At 63.8% G+C, this 12,729-nt stretch carries 10 protein-coding genes; 4 read left to right on the forward strand and 6 right to left on the reverse strand.

What is annotated here, in order from left to right:
- On the forward strand, nucleotides 1-280 hold a 280-nt coding region (locus AC0C6X_RS26890), incomplete at its 5' end, for an NrsF family protein (RefSeq protein WP_472956133.1).
- A gap of 398 nt (nucleotides 281-678) precedes the next feature.
- A complete protein-coding gene (locus AC0C6X_RS26895) occupies nucleotides 679-2,493 on the forward strand; it encodes an ABC transporter ATP-binding protein (RefSeq protein ID WP_173518835.1) in 1,815 nt (604 codons plus the stop codon).
- A 58-nt stretch (nucleotides 2,494-2,551) separates the two neighbouring features.
- On the opposite strand, the gene AC0C6X_RS26900 is transcribed toward AC0C6X_RS26895, so the two are convergent.
- The 4 genes from AC0C6X_RS26900 to AC0C6X_RS26915 all read right to left on the reverse strand — a co-directional run bounded on the left by AC0C6X_RS26900 (nucleotide 2,552) and on the right by AC0C6X_RS26915 (nucleotide 7,157).
- Complete coding sequence (locus AC0C6X_RS26900) at nucleotides 2,552-3,760, reverse strand: TIGR03862 family flavoprotein (protein ID WP_472956135.1); 1,209 nt, start codon at nucleotides 3,758-3,760, stop codon at nucleotides 2,552-2,554.
- Between the two features lie 79 nt (nucleotides 3,761-3,839).
- Nucleotides 3,840-4,913, reverse strand: a complete 1,074-nt coding sequence (locus AC0C6X_RS26905) for an amino acid ABC transporter permease (RefSeq protein WP_173518833.1) — start codon at nucleotides 4,911-4,913, stop codon at nucleotides 3,840-3,842.
- Nucleotides 4,910-6,100 (reverse strand): amino acid ABC transporter permease, encoded by a 1,191-nt coding sequence (locus AC0C6X_RS26910; protein WP_173518832.1) that lies wholly within the window; start codon nucleotides 6,098-6,100, stop codon nucleotides 4,910-4,912. The genes AC0C6X_RS26905 and AC0C6X_RS26910 overlap by 4 nt, the downstream gene beginning before the upstream one ends.
- A 13-nt stretch (nucleotides 6,101-6,113) precedes the next feature.
- The gene (locus AC0C6X_RS26915) at nucleotides 6,114-7,157 is read right to left on the reverse strand and encodes an amino acid ABC transporter substrate-binding protein (RefSeq protein WP_472956139.1); all 1,044 of its coding nucleotides are present in this window, start codon (nucleotides 7,155-7,157) and stop codon (nucleotides 6,114-6,116) included.
- Between the two features lie 377 nt (nucleotides 7,158-7,534).
- On the opposite strand from AC0C6X_RS26915, the gene AC0C6X_RS26920 reads away from it, so the two are divergent.
- Nucleotides 7,535-8,650, forward strand: a complete 1,116-nt coding sequence (locus AC0C6X_RS26920) for a DUF930 domain-containing protein (protein ID WP_247958878.1) — start codon at nucleotides 7,535-7,537, stop codon at nucleotides 8,648-8,650.
- Nucleotides 8,651-8,799: 149 nt separating this feature from the next.
- On the opposite strand, the gene AC0C6X_RS26925 is transcribed toward AC0C6X_RS26920, so the two are convergent.
- Nucleotides 8,800-10,002, reverse strand: coding sequence for an MFS transporter (locus tag AC0C6X_RS26925; protein ID WP_173518829.1), 1,203 nt, complete (start codon nucleotides 10,000-10,002; stop codon nucleotides 8,800-8,802).
- Nucleotides 10,003-10,110: 108 nt separating this feature from the next.
- Between AC0C6X_RS26925 and AC0C6X_RS26930 the strand changes: the two genes are divergently transcribed.
- Complete coding sequence (locus AC0C6X_RS26930) at nucleotides 10,111-11,049, forward strand: AraC family transcriptional regulator (RefSeq protein WP_247958732.1); 939 nt, start codon at nucleotides 10,111-10,113, stop codon at nucleotides 11,047-11,049.
- A 110-nt stretch (nucleotides 11,050-11,159) separates the two neighbouring features.
- Here AC0C6X_RS26930 and adiC read toward each other — a convergent pair whose 3' ends face one another.
- Nucleotides 11,160-12,725 carry an arginine/agmatine antiporter gene (adiC, locus tag AC0C6X_RS26935; protein WP_472956143.1) on the reverse strand — a complete coding sequence of 522 codons (1,566 nt, stop codon included), beginning with the start codon at nucleotides 12,723-12,725 and terminating at the stop codon, nucleotides 11,160-11,162.
- Nucleotides 12,726-12,729 lie beyond the last annotated feature (4 nt).

Genomic DNA, 12,729 nt, shown 5'->3' on the forward strand with positions numbered 1-12,729 from the left:
GCTTATCGGCACCAACAGCCGGCTTTGCCTGACCTTCATTCCGCTGATCGGGTTGGCGCCACTGGGTCTCTTCCTGCTGGCGCTGCGCTACGGCGCTCCATCGCGTCCGGCGCTATCCGGTGCACTGGCGGGGCTTGCCGCCGGCGGCATCGCCGCCACGTTTTATGCGGCGCACTGCCCCGATGATTCACCGCTCTTCGTCGCGACCTGGTACACGATTGCCGTCCTTGGCCTCACCCTGCTCGGGACCCTTGGCGCCCGCTGGCTCGTCCGCTGGTAGAAAGGTCGCGGGCAGAAGCCACGCCGTCGGCTGTTTCTGCGACTGTTGCATACGGGACGCAGCCGCGACGATTGGCGTCATGGCAAGATTTCCGCACTTGGCGGTTGCACGCGATTCGCTTATAGCTCGTCATCCGGCAACCAATCAGGGAGGTTTCAAAAGATGCCAGCTTTTTCTTTCTCCCTACGGGGCGGCGTACAGTTCTGAACTGGACGCAGAAGGGCGCCTTCGTCTTTCCGTCTATTCCGGGTCAGAAGTCGTTTCGCTGATTTTGGCCGTTCTCTTCCAGAGAATATTGCCAAGCCAATGATGCCGCATCGGAAGCTGGGTTCCTTTTTAACGGCATAATCCATTCTGAATCTTTTTGAGGCCGATGCGTCGCGCATCGGGCAAATATTATGGCTTTTACTCGTTTCGCCTTGCGCGGCGGTGCGTTCCGCAGCGTTCTTGGTTTCACTTGGTCTCACTGGAAGGCGCAGCCGATCAGGATCAGCGCCATCCTCGGCATGGTCCTTCTGTCGACGCTCGCCGATGTCCTGACGCCGCTCTATTCGGGCCGGCTCGTTGATGCCGTCGTTTCCGGCGCGGCAACGGATGAGCTCGCCTGGACCGCGGCGATCGCGGCATTCTGGATGCTGATGGCGCTCTCGCTCGGCGCGATCCTGTTGCGTCACCTCACCTTCCTGGGCGTCACGGATCTGACGCTCAAGATGATGGCGGACATCGCCTCGGCGGCGTTCTACCGCATCCAGCGCTTCTCGACCGATTGGCACGCCAACAGCTTCGCCGGCTCGACGGTGCGCAAGGTGACGCGCGGCATGTGGGCGCTCGACCTTCTGAACGACACATTGCTGGTCGCGCTGTTCCCGTCCGTCGTGATGCTGGTCGGTTCGACGGTGCTGATGTCGTTCTACTGGCCGATGATGGGTGTCATCATCGGTATCGGCTCGATCGTCTTCATCCTGATGACGATCGCGCTTTCGCTCGGTTATGTCGCGCCGATGGCAAGCCTCGCCAACCGGTGGGACACGAAGCTCGGCGGCGCACTCGCCGACGCGGTGAGCTGCAACATCGTCGTCAAGGGCTCCGGCGCCGAGGGGCGCGAGGATGCACGCCTTGCCAAGGTTCTTGCCAAGTGGCGGGACCGCACGCGCCGCACGTGGATTAGAGGCACGACCAACGGCACGACACAGGGGGCGATGCTGCTCGTCCTGCGCGCGGCCGTGATCGGCTTCGCCTTGCTTTTGTGGGCGCGCGGGCAGGCAACGGCGGGTGACATCACCTTCGTGCTCACCTCGTTCTTCATCCTGCAGGGTTACCTGCGTGAAGTCGGGCAGCATATCCGCAACCTGCAGCGCTCGATCAACGACATGGAAGAGCTCGTCGACATCCATGGCCAGCCGCTCGGTATCGAGGATAGGGCCGATGCCAAGCCGATCCGGATCACCGACGGTCGCATCGAGTTCAGGGACGTGACGTTCCATTACGGTGCGCACCGCAAGCCGCTCTACGACCGGTTCTCGGTGACGATCCGGGAGGGCGAACGTGTCGGCCTCGTCGGGCATTCCGGCTCGGGCAAGACGACCTTCGTCAAGCTGATCCAGCGTCTGCACGATCTGAAGTCCGGGCAGATCCGGATCGACGGCCAGGACATCGCCTCGGTGGCGCAGACGTCGCTGCGCCAGCAGATCGCGATCGTCCAGCAGGAGCCGATCCTGTTCCATCGCTCGCTTGCAGAAAACATCGCCTATGCGCGGCCGAGCGCCACGCAGAGCGAGATCGAGAAGGCAGCGAAGCTTGCCAGCGCCCACGACTTCGTCACGGCCCTGCCGAAAGGCTACGGCACGCTGGTGGGCGAACGCGGTGTCAAGCTCTCGGGCGGTGAGCGCCAGCGCATCGCCATTGCGCGCGCGTTCCTGGCGGATGCACCGATCCTTATTCTCGATGAGGCAACCTCGAGCCTCGATTCGGAATCGGAAGTGCTGATCCAGCAGGCAATGGAACGGCTGATGCTCGGGCGTACGACGCTGGTGATCGCGCATCGCCTGTCGACCGTGCGGGCGCTCGACCGGCTGCTGGTCTTCGATCACGGCCGGATCGCGGAGGAGGGCACGCACGACGCGCTGATCCGTCTTGACGGCGGAATCTACCGCGGTCTCTTCGAGCGCCAGGCGCTGGAACTGACCAAGGGGCTGGTGCTGAACGACCAGTAAGGAATGTCGTCTGCCAAACTGTTCGCCGCGCCTGATGTGGGCGCGGCGGATTTCGTATCTACTGAGCAAGCCAGCGAACGATGCCGCGCGCAGCCGCACGGCCGGTGGCGAAACAGGCGGTCAACAGATAGCCGCCGGTCGGCGCTTCCCAGTCGATCATCTCGCCAGCGACAAACGTGCCGGGCAGGGCTTTCAGCATGTAGCTGTCGTCGATCGAATCCCACTGAACTCCGCCTGCCGAAGAGATGGCTTCGGCGATCGGCCGCGGGCGTCGCAGCGGTATCGGCAGCGCCTTGATCAAGGCAGCGAGATCCGGTGGGCTCATCCGGGCGGCTTCGGGCGCAAGTTCGCGCAGCAGCGCTGCCTTCACGCCTTCGAACCCGGCTCCCTTGCGCAGGCGGTTGGCGAAGCTCGTCTTGCTGTCAAAGCGGCCGAGATCCTTCGCCAGTCGCTCGGCGGCTCGTCCGGGAGCGAGATCGACCACCAGATCGGCCTTTTCACCGCCCACGAGGCGGTCTCTGAGCGGGGCTGCATGGGCGTAGACCAAGCTGCCCTCGATGCCGCTGCTGGACACCACGAACTCACCGGGAACGGTCCCTGCCGGGGATGTGGCGGTGACGCCCTTGAGCGCTGCGCCGGCAAAACGGTCGCGGAAGGTTTCGCTCCAATCGACGTCGAAGCCGCAGTTGGCAGGCTGGAAGCTGGCGACAGCCACGCCCCTCTCGCCCAATTGGGGGACCCAGACGGCGTCAGATCCGAGGCGTGGATAGCTGGCGCCGCCGAGCGCGAGTAGCGTCGCGTCGGCGCTGGCGAGCTTCTTGCCATCGGGCGTGTCGAAGACGAGTTCGCTGCCCTCCACGCCCGTCCAGCGGTGCCGGGTCAGGATCCGGACTCCGCGGCCTTCCAGCGACTTCAGCCAGGCGCGCAGCAGCGGCGACGCCTTCATGACCTCAGGAAAGACACGGCCCGACGAACCGACGAAGGTCTTCGTTCCGAGAGCGGCGGCCCATTGCCTGACATCGTCGGGCGTAAACGCATCAAGGGCCGCGCGCAGCCGCGGCGAAGCGTTGCCGAAGCGCTCGGCAAAGACGGCATAGGGTTCGGAATGGGTGATGTTCAGGCCCGACTTGCCGGCAAGCAGGAACTTCCGCGCGACCGTCGGCATGGCGTCGTAGACAGTGACCGCGTGGTCGCGTTCAGCCAGCACCTCGGCGGCCATCAGCCCGCTTGGCCCACCGCCGATAACGGCGATCTGCTTCTTCCCCATCCGCCTGCCCGGTCATCGATTCCACTCCCGGCACTCTTGGCCCGGCAACGGCCGTCGCGCAACCCCGCCTGACGTGCACTCAGCGGCGATTGGCACCATTGAGCTTCCTCTCGAGCCACAGGCTGTAGCGCGAACCGGTGAAGCAGATGACGAAATAGACCGCCGCGGCGAAGATGTAGGCCTCGCTGTAGAAGCCGAGCCAGCCAGGGTCGGTTGCCGAGGTCTTGGCGGCGTTCAGCAGATCATAGATGCCAATGACCGCAAGCAGCGAGGTGTTGAGCACGATGCCGATTGCGAGGTTGACGATAGCCGGGATGACGGCGCGAAGCGCCTGCGGCAGGACCACGAGGCGCAGCAATTGAATTCTGCTCAAGCCAAGTGACAGGGCCGCCTCCCGCTGACCGACGGGAACGACCTGGAGACCGGCGCGAATGACTTCGGCGAGATAGGCAGAAAAGAACAGGGTGACGCCGATCTGCGCGCGCAGCAGCTTGTCGATGGTGGCCCCGCTCGGCAGCGCCATCGGCACGATCAGCATCGCCACATAGAGGATGGCGATCATCGGCACGCCGCGCAGCACTTCGATGAAGGCAATCGCCAGGCATCGCAGGATGCCCATGTCGGACTGGCGGGCAAGCGCCAGCAGCAGCGCGATCGGGAAGGCAAAGGCGAGGCCGGCGATCGACACGGTGAGCGTGATCGGCAGCCCGCCCCAGTGATTGGTCGAGACCGGTTCCATGGCACCGGTGCCCGCCATTATCAGCCAGCTGCCGAGAAGAGCCAGCAGCCAGACCGGCACGAGGCGAAAGCTCCAGAAGCGGGGAAGGGCGGAGACCGCGAGCAGCGTCAGGATGAAGGCAACGACCAATGCCGGGCGCCACTGCAGCGGCGGTGGGAAGAAGGCAAAAAGCATGAAGCGAAGCTTTGCGCCGACAAAGGCCCAACAGGCGCCGGCGGTTTCCTCAGCACAATCGGCCGACGTGCCGAACCAGACGGCATCGATGACCGCCCAGCGGAAAAGGGGAAGCGCGAGCCAGAGGATCGTCGCAAGTGTTCCAAGCGTAACGAGGCCGTTCCCCCAGCCGTTGAAAAGCCCTTGGCGCCAGCGGTGCCAATCGGGCGCGACGGGGGACGCAAGTTCGATCTGGCTCATCGCTTTCCTTCTCCGCGCAGAACCACGCGCCGGTTGTAGACGTTCATGACGGACGATACCGACAGGCTGATCGTCAGGTAGACGGCGCCGATGATGATGATCGCTTCCAGTGCCTGTCCGGTCGTGTTGGCCGTCGTATTGGCGACGCTGACGAGGTCGGGGTAACCGATCGCGACCGCGAGGCTCGAGTTCTTCGTGAGATCCAGGAAGCTCGAGATCATCAGCGGCGCGATGACCCGAAGGGCTTGCGGCAGCACCACAAGACGCAGGATTTGCGCGGGCCGCAGTCCGAGGGCTCGGGCTGCCTCCCATTGGCCCGATTTCACCGACTGGATGCCGCTGCGCACGATCTCCGAAATCGACGCCGAGGCATTGACGACCAGGCCGACGAGCAATGCCGCGAATTCCGGCGTCAGCGACAGGCCGCCGCGAATGTTGAAGCCGCCCTTGGCGGGGATTTCGACAGAGGCCGCGAAGCCAAGGGAGGTGAGTGCGAGGTAGCAGAGGGCAAGGACGGCGAGCGCGACACCGGCAGATTTCGGAAGATAGAAGGCTGAGCCTGCGAAAAGTTGACGGCAGAGAAGGACCGCGGCGAGAACAGCCAGTACGACCGTCGAAAGCCAGACGATGGTCGGTACCCCCTCGATCGAGAGCGAGGGTAGGTAAATGCCGCGATTGCTGAGATAGACGCTGCCCAGGAAGGTATAGGCGCCGCGCGGCGGCGGCAGCGCGTGAATGATCGCGCTCCACAGGAAGAGCTGCAGCAACAGCGGGGTATTGCGCAGAAACTCGACGTAGCCATGGACGAAGCTGGCAAGCAGCAAATTGCCCGAGAGCCGCGCGATGCCGAGCGCGACGCCGAGCACGGTTGCAAGCAGGCAGCCGGCAACCGCGACCTTGACCGTGTTGGCGACGCCGGCCGCAAGCGCCCGGGCATAACTGTCGCCGGCGGAATAGGAAAGCACGCTTTCACCGATCTCGAAGTTCGCCTGATGGGAGAGAAAGGCGAAACCCGGCGTGAGGCCCATGCGGTGCATGCTGTCGGCTGTGTTCTGCCCCAAAACCGCGAAGAGCAGGAGCACGCCGACGAAGAGCAGGCTCTGCTGCAGCGGCAGGGGCCCGATCCAGGTGCGCAGGCGTAAGACGGGTCCGGGCCCCGAAGGGCCCGGTTGGAGGAAGCGTGTCATGGGAAGACCCGGCTCAACGGAACGGCGGCGAATAGAGCAGGCCGCCCGAGGTCCAGGGCTGATTGTAGCCGCGCTCGAAGTTGAGAGCCGTGCCCTTGCCGACGTTGCGCTCGAAGATTTCGCCGTAATTGCCGACCGCCTTGACGATGTTATAGGCGAATTTCGGGTCGAGGCCGATGGCTTCGCCAAGCGATGGATCGACGCCGAGGAAGCGCTTGATTGCCGGGTCTTCGCTCTTCAGGAACGTGTCGACATTGTCCTTGGTGATGCCGAATTCTTCCGCCTGGATCGTGGCATAGACCGTCCAGTTGACGATTTCGAGCCACTGGTCGTCGCCGGCGCGGATCGCCGGCGCCAAAGGCTCCTTCGACAGGCGCTCCGGCAGAAGCACGTAGTCGTCAGGCTTGGAAAGCTGGGTGCGCTTGGCGGCAAGGTCGGTCGCATCCTGGGTCAGAGCATCGACGCGGCCCGAGTCCAGCGCCTTCAGGAATTCGCTGGTCTCCTCGATCGTGACAGGCGTGAAGGTCTTGCCGGTCTTGCGGAAGAAGTCGGCGATGTTGAGCTCGCCGGTCGTGCCGCTCTGGAGGCCGATCGTCGCGCCGTTCAGTTCCTCGCCCTTGGCGACGCCGAGGTCCTTGCGCACCAGCAGGCCCTGGCCGTCATAGAAGACGACGGGACCGAAGTGGAAGCCGAGCTTGAAGGCGCGGCTCACCGTCTGAGTGACGCCGGAAAGCAGGATATCGAACTCGCCGGATTGCAATGCCGGCAGCCGCTGCTGCGGCGAGGAGTTGGTGAACTCAACCTTCTCGGCGTCGTTGAAAACGGTGATGGCGATGGCGCGGCCGAAATCGACGAAGAAGCCCTGCCAGCGGCCACTGCTATCGGGCGAGAAGAAGCCCGGCGTGGTGCCGACGCCAACTTTGATCACGCCGCGTGCCTTGATTTTGTCGAGCGTTTCGCCGGCAAGCGCTGACGTGGCGATCAGGCCAGCCGCCAGCGCTGTCGTTGCGGCAAAGGCTTTGGTGAAAAGTTTTCGGTGAGTGAAATGTCGCTGCATGAAGGCTCCCAAAGCCAGAAAGGAATGTCACTGCGCATGCACGGCGGAAGCGCCCGATGCGTGTTGCAATGATTAAATCTATAGAAATTATATAATAGGTATTTTTGTGCGAAATCGACGCGCGGCCCGAAACAGATTTCGCCGTCCCGTTTTTGCCGGGAACATTTTTGACAAGCGGGAGGTCGGGCCGAAGCAAGGCGGCCATGCTTGTGTCGTCCTGCTTGCGACAGGCGAGCACGTGCCCGCGTGGCGGTGACTGCGTGGTCCGATCGGCCGGGAGCTGCGCGTCCGGGCTGCCGGGTCTCAGGACTGCTCCTCTTGTTGAGATCGGCGGAAGTTCATAGGTTCCGCCGGTCGAATGGTTTATTTCGTTGGCAATGCGGCTCTTTGCGAAGAAATGGTGGGAACGGGTAGGATGGGGCGCGCCGACATCGGTCGCCGTGCACCTCATCGTTGCCTTTTTGCTGTTGTTCGACCTGCCGCTCGAACTGCCGAAGCCTCCGAAGGAGCAGACCGTCAACGTCGAGCTCGTTCCTCCTCCCCATGCAAAGGAAGAGAAGAAGGCCGAACAGAAAAAGGCTGAGCAGAAGAAGGGCGAGGAGAAGAAGGCCGAGCAGCCGAAGCCGCAACCGAAGCCTAAGCCGCAACCAAAAGCGCAACCTCAACCAAAGCCACAGCCGAAGCCCGCGCAGCAACTGCCGCAATCCTTCGCCTCGGCCATGGCCAAGACCAAGCAGGACAACAAGGAGGCCGAGCTTCCGCCGGCCGCGCAAACGGCTGAAAAGAAGCCCGACGCGTCGGACCAGGTGAAGGCTGTCAGCGAATCGGCGAAAGCCGTAGATGAGCCGGCAAAGGTGCCACCCAAGAAGGATGAGACTCCGGTAAAGGAGCAAAAGCCCTTGCCGACGCTGGCCGCCCCAGCGAAATCGCCAGACAATGCCACGGCAAAATCGGACGCAAAGCCAATGGCGACGGTGGCCGAGGTGAAGCCCGAGCCGAAGGATACGAAGGCAGCCGAGGCCAAGCAGCAAGCGGAAAAGCAACCGGAAGAAAAGCCGAAGACGAAGCCGGCAGATGCGGCTGCAAAAGTTGAGCTCAAGCCGGTGCCGAGCAAATTGGTGGAGGCGAAGGTACTATATTCGGAGAAGGCAATCGCTGACCCGCGGTTCAAGCAGGCACTTCTCAAGTTGCCCGTCAAAGTACGCATCCGCCAGATTTGCACGGCCGAGGCGCTGGAGCAGATCCGCAATCAGCGACCGAATACCCCGCCGGAAGGTTTCGTTCCCTTTGGTCCGAGGGGCGGCTTCATCTTCGATAACCGAATGGAGGCGAGCGGTGGCGCCTACCACAACAAGTCGAACTGGTATGATGTCGACTTCAAGTGCCTCGTTAATGAGGACGCAACGGAACTGGTATCGTTCAGCATCGCCATTGGCAACATCGTGCCGAAGGCAACTTGGGAGAAGAGACGCCTGCGTCCGCCACCGAGTTGATCACGTCGCGCTTCGATGTGGGAAGCCTGTCTTCCATGTCGTCCAGCAAAGGAGGGCGCCAATGACGCGCGCTTCGTCTGCCGGACCCCCGTGAGGCCCGGCAGACACAGGTGCGCGTTGCCACTCGCACCAAACCGTGGCGGACAGCGTTACTCTGCGGCTTGCAGCGCCCGCTCGCGGTAGACGGAGACCAGCGATGTGCCGAGCATCGCCGCGACCGCGGCGAAGAGGAAGACGCCAGTCGGACCCTGCAATTCAACGAGAAGGCCACCGAGGATTGCGCCGGTGGAAATGGCGATCTGGAAGGTCGTGAGCGTTGCCGCACCGGCACCTTCGGCTTCGTCACCGGCGGCGCGACTCAAGAACGACTGGACGCTGACGGGCAGCGCGCCGAAGGCGAAGCCCCAGGCGGCGGTGGCTAGGATGGCAAGGGCCGGCAGCGCGCCGGCAAGCGCCAGCGTCAGGGTCGTGACGGCGACACCGGCTGCAGCCGACATCATAGACAGGCGCGTGCTGCGCTCGGCGAGGAAACCGCCGGCAATGTTGCCGAAGAAGCCACCGATACCGAAGGCGAGCAGGATCGCGGTGATCGCCTCGACGCCGAACTGCGGCACCTGCTCGAGGAACGGGCGAACATAGGTGAAGCCGGCAAAGTGACCCGTGACGACGAGCAGGATGGTTGCGAGGCCGAGCCGGATGGCCGGGCGCTTCAGCACGTTGAGGATCGTATTCAGGCCGGTTGATCCGACCGGCGGAAGCCGCGGGACCGTCAGGGCCTGGACGATGAAGGCGACGATGCCGACGGCGGCGGCGAGCAGGAAGGCATAGCGCCAGCCGAGCGTCGCGCCGATCCAGGCGCCGATGGGGGCGGCGCAGACCGTCGCGATCGACACGCCCGACATGATGATCGCCATCGCCCGCGGCATCAGCCTGCCCGGAACGAGCCGCATGGCGAGCGCCAGTGACAGGGCCCAGAAACCGCCAAGCGCGATGCCGAGCAGGAACCGTGCGGCAAGCAGCATCGGCAGGCTGGAGGCAAAGCCGGCAATTAGGCTCGATATGACGAGAAGCGCGGTCAGTGTAAGAAGGACATTCCGCCGGTCGAAGCGCCCGGTGTAGACGACGATCGCCGGACCGGCAATGGCCGCGACGACGGCGGTCGTGGTCACCGATTGGCCGGCCGCACCGACGGTTACGCCGAGATCGGCGGACATGGGCGTGAGAAGGCTTGCCGGCAGAAATTCCGCCGTTACCAGGCCAAAAACCCCGAGCGAAAGCGAAACGACGGCCGCCCATAGTGGCTTCTTCCGTTCATACGCCTCGCCTGCAGGGCTTGCGACGATGCCATCCATGATTTTCATCTCCATTGCAGTTGGGATGAAAATATCCATGGTCATTTGGAGTTTCTATGCTAGAGAATCCAAAACACTATGCCATTTGTCCAAAGTTTGGAGCGGCCAATGACCGATGCGCTCACTGACATCCTGCGCGGACTGAGGCTCGACGGCGTGGAATATGGGCGTTGCCAGCCCTGTGCGCCATGGGCAACCTCCTATCCTGCACAGGAACCGGCACGATTTCACTTTCTCGCATCCGGTTCCGCTTATCTCCAGACGCCGGACGGCGACTGGATGGAGCTTGCGCCGGGGGATGCCGTGCTCTTGCCGCGCGGCGATGCGCATGTGCTTGCCAGCGAACCCGGCCTGCCGACGATTTCGATCCGTGACCTGCCGAAGCGGCAGCTCTGCGACGGCATCGTCGATGTGCAATGCCCCCATTCAGACAGCCAGAACCTTTTGTTCTTCGCGGTGATGCAGTTCAACGTCGATCGCCTGCACCCCTTGCTGCAACTGATGCCCTCGGTCATGCGCACCAGCGATCTCGCATCCAGCGAGCCATCGATCCCGTCGCTGCTCGATACCATGACGCGCGAGGCGGCGATGCAGCGCGTTGGCTCGGGCGGCATCCTGGCGCGACTTGCCGACGTCCTGACCGCGACGATCATCCGCGCCTGGGTGGAGCATGGATGCGGCACGGCGACGGGCTGGCTTGCAGCCGTCCGCCATCCGGAGGTCGGCCGCGTTCTCGCCGCGATCCATCTCGATCCCACGAAGGACTGGACTGTGCCCGAGCTCGCCAAGCTCATGGGCGCGTCGCGCTCGGGCTTTGCCCAGCGCTTTGCCGATACGGTCGGCGAGACGCCGGCCCGCTATGTAGCGCGCATGCGTATGCATCAGGCGCATCAATGGCTGCGCGAAGGAAAACGCGTCGCCCATGTGGCGAACCGGCTCGGCTACGATTCCGAAGCTTCCTTCAGCCGCGCCTTCCGCAAGATCATGGGCGCGCCGCCAAGTCATTCGCGAAACCTGGCTTCGGCTCCGGAGCAGACCGTTTCGTGAACCGGCGGCAGCGGCGTCGTCTCAAACTCGGCGGTGAGGACGGCCCGGACGCCATGATCCCGGGCCGTCGAGGAGGGCGGCGGACGGTTCCACCGCCCCGTTTGTCCGGGCTATTGCGCCGGTTGGCTTTCGGCGGGCAACGCGGCCGCGGGTGATCCGGCGGCGGGCTGGGCGGTGCTTGCGGCCGGCGGTACCGGCGAGCGGGTGCGCAAGGTCTCGGCGCGATGGCGGCCGACCGAAACCCAGAACAGAGCGACGAGGGCGGCGATCGTTACGGTGACCGTGACGTAGCGGATCCAGGTCGGTGCGTGGCCGCCGGGATCGATGTGTTTCTCGTCGATCTCGCGCTTGCGGGTGATTGCGGCCGAGTAGAACACGATCGTCGAGATGACGAAGATCAGCGACCAGCGCGTCTGCTCGCCGTCGGAGCCGATGAGCGCCACCAGGCTGTAGATCGCCGCCGCCAGGCCGATGACCACGTACCAGTTGTAAGTGCTCGCCGGCATCTTGTTGTAGCCAAGCACCTTGATCGAGATCGCCGAGTAGATATAGGGCAGCAGCGTCATGATCACCGCGATTGAGGCGATCTTCCCGAACTGCTCGCTGGCGGTCGGCGACATCGTGGCGAAGACCTGCACCGTCATGATGACGGCGACGATCGCGAGGCCCGCCGAAGGCACACCCTTGGAATTGACCTTGGCGAAGATAGAGCCGAAGAGACCGTCGTCGGCGGCAGCCTTTGCCGTCTGTCCGACAAGCAGCGTCCAGCCGGCAAGCGAGCCGAGGCAACCGAGGGCGGCGCAGATCGCGACAACCGCACCGGCGGTATCGCCGAGCGCCAGCCGGGCGGCGTCGGCAAAAGGCGCGGAGGAGGCGATCAGCTCCTTGTTCGGGATCATGCCCATGATCACGGTCGAGGAGAGAATATAGGCAACGGCCGCAAGGATGACGCCGCCGACGGTGGCGATCGGCACGTTGCGCTGCGGATCGCGCACGACGCCCGCCGAGACCGACGCGCTCTCGACCCCGATGAATGCCCAGAGCGTGAAGTTGAGCGTTGCCATGATCGCCGCCCAGCTGTCCTTGCCGGACACGTTCCAGCCCTCGGAGAAGGTCGCCGGCGAGAACCAGAACCAGCCGAAGATCGCCATGCCGAGGATTGGTACGAGCGCGAAGGAGGTCGTGAAGGACTGCAGCCGTCCGACGACGTTCGGACCGAGGATGTTGGCGTAGGTGAAGAACCAGATGAGCGCCACCTGCGCCAGCGCCGAGACGAGCGGATCTCGCAGCATCGGGAAGAAGGCCGTGAGGTAGCCGAGGCCGGCGACCGCAAGGCCGACATTGCCGACGACGTTGGCGAGCCAATAGATGAGGTTGGTCTGGTAGCCCATGTAGTCGCCGAAGGCCTTGCGCGTATAGGCATAGGGCCCGCCGGCGGCGGGATCGATCGCTGCCAGCTTCGCAAAGGTCAGCGCCAGCGCGATGGCGCCGGCAATCGTGATCAGCCATCCGAAGATGGCGATGGATCCGACCGCGGCGAGGTTCGCCGGCAGCATGAAGACGCCAGAGCCCATCATGTTGCCCGCGACCATCAAGGTCGCGGGAACGAGGCCGATCTTGGCGGAGTCCGCCACGCCCGCAGATATGGTTTTGGAAGCGGTATCGACAGCAGCCATTTTC

The organism is Ensifer sp. VA4 (assembly GCF_055710065.1).

Coding starts and splice junctions, on each gene's coding strand:
- AC0C6X_RS26905 (WP_173518833.1), bottom strand. CDS start 4,913: ATGAGCCAGATCGAACTTGCGTCCCCCGTCGCGCCCGATTGGCACCGC.
- adiC (WP_472956143.1), bottom strand. CDS start 12,725: ATGGCTGCTGTCGATACCGCTTCCAAAACCATATCTGCGGGCGTGGCG.
- AC0C6X_RS26900 (WP_472956135.1), bottom strand. CDS start 3,760: ATGGGGAAGAAGCAGATCGCCGTTATCGGCGGTGGGCCAAGCGGGCTG.
- AC0C6X_RS26915 (WP_472956139.1), bottom strand. CDS start 7,157: ATGCAGCGACATTTCACTCACCGAAAACTTTTCACCAAAGCCTTTGCC.
- AC0C6X_RS26895 (WP_173518835.1), top strand. CDS start 679: ATGGCTTTTACTCGTTTCGCCTTGCGCGGCGGTGCGTTCCGCAGCGTT.
- AC0C6X_RS26925 (WP_173518829.1), bottom strand. CDS start 10,002: ATGGATGGCATCGTCGCAAGCCCTGCAGGCGAGGCGTATGAACGGAAG.
- AC0C6X_RS26930 (WP_247958732.1), top strand. CDS start 10,111: ATGACCGATGCGCTCACTGACATCCTGCGCGGACTGAGGCTCGACGGC.
- AC0C6X_RS26910 (WP_173518832.1), bottom strand. CDS start 6,100: ATGACACGCTTCCTCCAACCGGGCCCTTCGGGGCCCGGACCCGTCTTA.
- AC0C6X_RS26920 (WP_247958878.1), top strand. CDS start 7,535: ATGCGGCTCTTTGCGAAGAAATGGTGGGAACGGGTAGGATGGGGCGCG.